3 protein-coding genes and 1 pseudogene are annotated in these 4,616 nt (G+C 74.2%); all 4 read left to right on the top strand.

The features are described from left to right. The first annotated feature begins 267 nt into the window (after window positions 1-267). Complete coding sequence (locus tag ND748_RS25665) at window positions 268-1,032, top strand: hypothetical protein (RefSeq protein ID WP_251748651.1); 765 nt, start codon at window positions 268-270, stop codon at window positions 1,030-1,032. Between the two features lie 517 nt (window positions 1,033-1,549). Beyond that, window positions 1,550-3,001 (top strand): DNA repair protein RadA, encoded by a 1,452-nt coding sequence (radA, locus tag ND748_RS25670; RefSeq protein ID WP_251748653.1) that lies wholly within the window; start codon window positions 1,550-1,552, stop codon window positions 2,999-3,001. 129 nt (window positions 3,002-3,130) lie between these two features. Then, a complete protein-coding gene (gene disA / locus ND748_RS25675) occupies window positions 3,131-4,210 on the top strand; it encodes a DNA integrity scanning diadenylate cyclase DisA (RefSeq protein ID WP_011607569.1) in 1,080 nt (359 codons plus the stop codon). Window positions 4,211-4,248: 38 nt separating this feature from the next. Beyond that, a pseudogene (locus tag ND748_RS25680) lies at window positions 4,249-4,616 on the top strand (A/G-specific adenine glycosylase); the annotation flags it as partial.

The raw sequence follows: 4,616 nt of genomic DNA on the forward strand, positions 1-4,616 counted from the left end.
GCCCACCAGGGCTGGCCGGGGCCGGCGGCCTGGGCACGTGGCGCCGCCGGGTGGCTAGTGTTAGCCCCGCACGGAGACCTCCGTCGGACGGCCGCTCGACACCGGGCTGTCAGCGGCAGGTCCTCCGGGCACCGGGGGTGACCCCTGCACGCCGGGTCCGACTACCGGCGCCGGGGCGCGCCGCCGGGTGGCCGTCCACGCGACGGCCGTCGACCAGCACCGGTGCCGCCCAACGCGCCGGTCTTGTGCAGGAGGAGCCACCGAGCTGTGAGCCGCCGTCCGGGTGCCCGTTTCCCGTCAGCCACCGCCGTCGCCGAGGCGACGCCCGCCGCCGCGGCCCGCGACGACGCCGCGCCGCACTCCGCGTTGCGGCGGCGGATGACCTCCCGCCGGGTGGGCGTCGCCCTGCTTGCCTCGGTGATCGGTTCGGCCGGCCTGGCGAGCTGCGCCTCCGGCACCGACGCATTGACGAACCTCGCGCGGACCACGACCAACAGCGTCGCGGGGTCCGTGGGTTCGATCACGCTTCGTAATGTCTACCTCGCCGGGCCCGTTTCCCAGGGCGGTTCCGCGCCGATCGTGTCGGCGTTCTTCAACGGAGGCGACGAGCCGGACACCCTCGTCTCGGTGTCCTCGCCGGAGGCCGGCGGTGGTCAGCCGCCCAGGTCGGCACAGTTGGTGCCCGGCGGCGGCCAGATCTTCATCGCCGACGGCTCCGCGCCCACCCTGCGGGACGTGCGGCGCAACCTGCTGATCGGGTCCCAGCTCCCGATCACCTTCACCTTCGCGAAGGCCGGCAGCGTGACGCTGGACGTGCCGGTGGAGCCGCCCGCTCCCGGCGCCTCCGGTGCCCCGGCCGAGGCCACCGCGAGCACGCAGACGCCCACCGCCGGTCCGGCCTCGCCGAGCGCCGGCGCCGCGCCTTCCGCCGCCAGCGCCACTCCCTCCGCCGGCACCGCCTCTCCCTCCGCCGGCACCGCCACCCCTTCCGCCGGCACCGCCACCCCGACGGCCACCGCGACCGCGGGCTGAGACCACCGAGTCCGGGCCCGGCCCGGCCGCCGCACCACGAGGAGTGACTCGTGGCAGCCGACGGCCGGGCATCAGCGTGGCGAGCGCGTAGCCGTGCCCATCCTGGAACCGCACCGGCGGTCCCGAGGTTCCGCGGAACCGCACCGCGGCTTCCGGCCCCCCTTGCCCCCTCGTGGGCCATCAGTCCCTCGGCCCAGTTGGTCGCGCCGGGAGCTGCAGGAGCCTGACGACGGCCGCAGGCCGACGAAACGCGAACAACCTTCTGCGAGCGCCGACCGCGCAGTGGCCGGGTGACACTGACCTGGGCGCCGGCGGACCAGGGCGCCGGCGGACCAGGGCGTCACTGCGTCCGGGCGTCGCCGCACCAGAGCGTCGGCGGACCACGGCATCGGCGGCGCCAGCCCGACGGGCGCCTCGGGCGGCCCCGGGCGGCGATTGCGGGCCGGTACGGCGTAGCGGGGGCCAGGGCCTGGTCACGCAACACCTGTGGGCGCCCCCACGCGCGGCTGGCTCCGACATGTCGGACCGGCCGGTTAACGTGGCGCCCATGACATCCACTCGGCCGGCGGCCGGCGGTCGCGGTCGAACGGCGTCTGGCGGGTTCCGGTGCAGCGGCTGCGGGGCGGAGTCCGTCCGCTGGGCCGGGCGCTGTCCGCGCTGCCAGGCGTGGGGGACGCTGGACGCCTTGGCGCCGGCACCGCGCCGGGCCACCGGTCTCGGTGGCGCCGGGCGGGCGGTCGTGGCCACGGAGGTCACGGCGCCGGCGCAGCCGGTGGTGTCCGTCGACGTCACGGCGGCCCGCCGCCGGCCCACGGGCATCGACGAGCTGGACCGGGTGCTCGGCGGTGGTCTCGTCCCCGGCGCGGTGATCCTGCTCGCCGGCGAGCCGGGCGTGGGCAAGTCCACGCTGCTGCTGGAGGTGGCCGCCCGCAGCGCGGCCGGCGGGGCCCGGGCCCTCGTCGTCACCGGTGAGGAGTCCGCCGCCCAGGTGCGGCTGCGTGCGGGGCGGACGGGTGCGCTCCACGAGGATCTGTGGATCGCCGCCGAGACTGATCTCGGCGCCGTGCTGCGCCACGTCGAGGAGGTCTCGCCGGCTCTGCTGGTGGTCGACTCGGTGCAGACCATCTCCGCGGCCGGGGTGGAGGGGGCGGCCGGCGGTGTCACCCAGGTACGCGAGGTCACCGCCGCGCTGATCCGCACGGCGAAGGCACTCGGCCTCGCGACGGTGCTTGTCGGCCATGTGACAAAGGATGGCCTGGTGGCCGGGCCCCGCCTGTTGGAACATCTGGTGGACGTGGTTCTGCATTTCGAGGGTGAGCGGCACTCCGCGCTTCGTCTCGTCCGGGCGGGCAAGAACCGGTACGGCCCCGCGGACGAGGTCGGCTGTTTCGAGATGAGCGACTCCGGCATCCATGGGATCGCCGATCCCAGCGGGCTGTTCCTGTCCCGTTCGGGGGCGAGCGGTCTGGAGGCGGTGCCGGGGACGTGCGTCACCGTGACGGTGGAGGGCCGCCGGCCGCTGGTGGCGGAGGTGCAGGCCCTCGTCGCCGAGACGTCCGCCCAGGTGCCACGACGGGCGGTGTCCGGGCTGGATCCGGCCCGGGTGGCGATGATCCTCGCCGTGGTCGAGCGTCGGGCGAAGGTTCGGTTCGGTAAGGCCGACGTCTACGCCGCGACCGTCGGCGGGGTGCGCCTCGCCGAACCAGCGGCGGATCTGGCGACGGCGCTCGCGGTCGTGAGCGCGGCGCGGGACCGGCCGCTGCCGGCCGATCTCGTCGCAGTCGGGGAGGTGGGGCTGGCCGGGGAGGTGCGGGCCGTGGGTGCGGTCCGCCAGCGGCTCGCCGCGGCGGCCCGGCTGGGATTCCGCCGGGCGCTCGTGCCCACGGGTGCCGGGCCCGGGCCCGAGGGCATGAAAGTCACCGAGGTGCCCGATCTGATCGGCGCCATAACCCGAATGCATGAAGCGTAACCAGAAATATGTCTGTTTTGAGTAAATTCGTTACCCCATGAAGAGCTGGACCGCACCAACTTCGGTCGCCCCGATAGCATCGCGGCAGAGGTGGCAGACAGCGGGGAGACGAGGAGCTGAGGGAGCCTGATGGCGGGACCACCCGGAGACGACATCTTCCGGGCGACACTGGCCGCGGTCGCCCCTGGAACTCCATTCCGCGACGGCCTGGAGCGCATCCTTCGCGGGCATACCGGGGCACTGATTGTGCTCGGCCACGACAAGGTCGTCGAGGGTTTGTGCACCGGCGGCTTCGAGCTCGACGTCGAGTTCTCGGCCACCCGGCTGCGGGAACTGGCCAAGATGGACGGCGCGATCGTGCTGTCCTCGGACCTGCAGCGGATCGTGCGCGCCGCGGTGCATCTCGTGCCGGACCCGACGGTGCCCACCGAGGAGTCCGGCACCCGCCACCGCACCGCCGAGCGGGTCGCCAAGCAGACCGAGTACCCCGTCATCTCGGTCAGCCAGTCGATGCACATCATCGCGCTCTACGTCGCCGGACGGCGCTACGTGCTCGACGGCTCGGCCGCGATTCTGTCCCGGGCGAACCAGGCGCTGGCCACCCTGGAGCGTTACAAGCTCCGCCTCGACGAGGTGGCGGGCACCCTGTCCGCGCTGGAGATCGAGGATCTCGTCACGGTTCGGGACGCGATCTCGGTCAGCCAGCGACTGGAGATGGTGCGCCGCATCGCGGACGAGATCGAGGGCTACGTCGTCGAGCTCGGTACCGACGGGCGACTGCTGTCCCTGCAGCTCGAGGAGCTGATGGCCGGCGTCGAGACGGAGCGTGAACTCACTGTCCGCGACTACCTGCCCGCCGGGTCGAAGGCCGGGTCGGCCGCGCAGGTCCTCAGCGAGCTGTCCGCGATGTCGCCGACCGACCTGCTCGACCTCACCGTGCTCGCCCGGGTGATCGGCTTCTCCGGCGGGGCGGACATCCTGGATCGGCAGATCAGCCCACGCGGCTACCGGATGCTGGCGAAGGTGCCCAGGCTGCCGCGGATGGTGGTCGACCGGCTCGTGGACCACTTCGGCACGTTGCAGAAGCTGCTCGCCGCCGGGGTCGACGACCTGCAGGCGGTCGACGGCGTCGGCGAGACCAGGGCCCGCGCCGTGCGCGAGGGTCTGTCGCGGCTGGCCGAGTCCAGCATCCTGGAACGCTACGTCTGACCCCCGTCCCGCGCACCGCCATCCGCCGGCCTGGCACGATGGCGAGGATGACCAGCGCACCGCGGACCGCGCCCGCTTTCCCTGCCCTGGCCGCAGCACCGATCCCAGCCACGGCACCGACCCCAGCCACAGCACCAGGCCCAGCCGCGGCGTCGGGCCCAGCCACGGCATCGGCCGCGCCGACGGCACTCGCCGGGCTGGTGCTCGACTGGTTCGCCGCCGCCGCCCGGGATCTGCCCTGGCGGCGTCCGGCGACGACGCCGTGGGCGGTCCTGGTCAGCGAGGTCATGCTGCAGCAGACCCCGGTCGCCCGCGTGCTGCCGGTCTGGCAGGCCTGGCTGGACCGGTGGCCGACCCCGGCCGCGCTGGCCGCGCAGCCCGCCGGCGAGGCGGTGCGGGCCTGGGG

It is taken from the genome of Frankia sp. AiPs1 (assembly GCF_023716945.1).
Lineage (GTDB): Bacteria > Actinomycetota > Actinomycetes > Frankiales > Frankiaceae > Frankia.

Bases quoted from the DNA above. Each gene is read 5' to 3' on its own strand.
- radA (WP_251748653.1), top strand. From the start codon at position 1,550: ATGTCGGACCGGCCGGTTAACGTGGCGCCCATGACATCCACTCGGCCG.
- disA (WP_011607569.1), top strand. From the start codon at position 3,131: ATGGCGGGACCACCCGGAGACGACATCTTCCGGGCGACACTGGCCGCG.